This window comes from Escherichia sp. E10V5, assembly GCF_004212315.1.
In the GTDB taxonomy this organism is placed as follows: Bacteria; Pseudomonadota; Gammaproteobacteria; order Enterobacterales; family Enterobacteriaceae; genus Escherichia.
The window spans coordinates 1-1,312 of the sequence record NZ_RHJM01000048.1 but is presented as its reverse complement, the minus strand read 5'-3'; the positions used below and the strand labels follow the sequence as shown (position 1 = coordinate 1,312).

At 50.9% G+C, this 1,312-nt stretch carries 1 protein-coding gene; it reads right to left on the bottom strand.

Going from position 1 to position 1,312, the window contains the following annotated elements; genetic code table 11:
• Positions 1 to 3: 3 nt before the first annotated feature.
• A protein-coding gene (locus D9738_RS24005; protein ID WP_130261356.1) for an IS3 family transposase occupies positions 4 to 1,259 on the bottom strand; the annotation gives its coding sequence in 2 pieces (ribosomal slippage) (positions 4 to 908 and positions 908 to 1,259; 1,257 coding nt in all).
• Positions 1,260 to 1,312: the final 53 nt, after the last annotated feature.

Sequence of the window (1,312 nt, the reverse complement as noted above, 5' to 3'; positions counted from 1 at the left end):
TGACTAGTCCTGATATAAGTTGACACTTTTCTGTCTGTAAAACGCCTGATGAACGTCATCGGGCGTTTTGTATTTCAGAGCCAGATGTGGCCGCTCATGGTTATAAATTGCCACGGACTCTTTGACCATTTCCCGGGCCTGCGCCAGGTCTGCAGGACGCGAGAGTAAAAACTCATTCTTCAGAATACCGTTTATTCGCTCAGCCAGTGCGTTCTGGTAGCAGTCGTAACCATCTGTCATTGAACAGGTTATCCCGTTTCTTTCATGGACTGACTGATAGAGCGCTGAGCAGTATTGCTGCCCTCTGTCAGAATGATGCACCAGGGGACTCGTCGTTATTCTCAGCCTCAGAGCCTGTCTGAACGCTTTTACCACATTTTCCGTCTGCAGGTTTTCCCCAACATGATAGCCCATAATTTTTCTGGAGCAGGCATCGGTGACCAGACTCAGATAGGCCGTGCCACTGCGCAGTGGAAGGTAGGTAATATCGGCGACCCAGACCTGTTCCGGTTCAAGAGCGGTAACCTGTTCAGGGCCTGGTTTGAGCAGGTTTGGATGCTGGTAGAAGCGATGATGACTGTTGGTGGTTTTGTGATATGCCCGTTTCACGGGCACCAGAAGCCGATTTTCGTCCAGCAGGTTAAACAGACGATCCCGTCCTATAGCCAGGTTTTTACAGGCCTGGGTGTTCAGCAGATAGTGCAGTTTACGCGTACCGATTCGTGGCTGACGACACCTGACGCGGGCAACAAACTTCAGAACCTGAGCATGCTGCTCCTGCCGTTTTCTGCGCCTTGTGTTGTCCTGATACCATGCCTGTCTGCTGTGCCCCAGGAACTGGCATGCGCGCGTAACCGTTATTTTTGGGGCCGGACTTTGCGCGAGGACTTGCCGGGCCGCTTTTTTACGATACTCACTCCGTAATCATTTTTCAGGACATTAATAACCGACTCAAAAAAATCAGCTTTCTGGTTTGTCAGCTCAAGCTGTTCTTCAAGTTCCCTGATTCTTTGCTCGGGTGTCAGCGGGACAGTCGTCAGGGCCACAGGCAGTCTCCTCTTTACCAGATCAGGAAGTCCGGGGCTCCAGTCAAGCCGACCATATTTACGCAGCCAGACAAGAACAGTGGAGCGCCCCTGAATGCCATATCGTAGCTGGGCCTGTTTATAGGTCATCTCGCCTTTTTCGACCTGCTCAACGACGGCTATTTTAAAGGATAGAGGATAATCACGTTGGGTGCGTTTGAACTCTGTCATCATCACGTTCTCCGGATTTAAGTCAGGAACGTGTCAACGCTATTCAGGACGGGTCA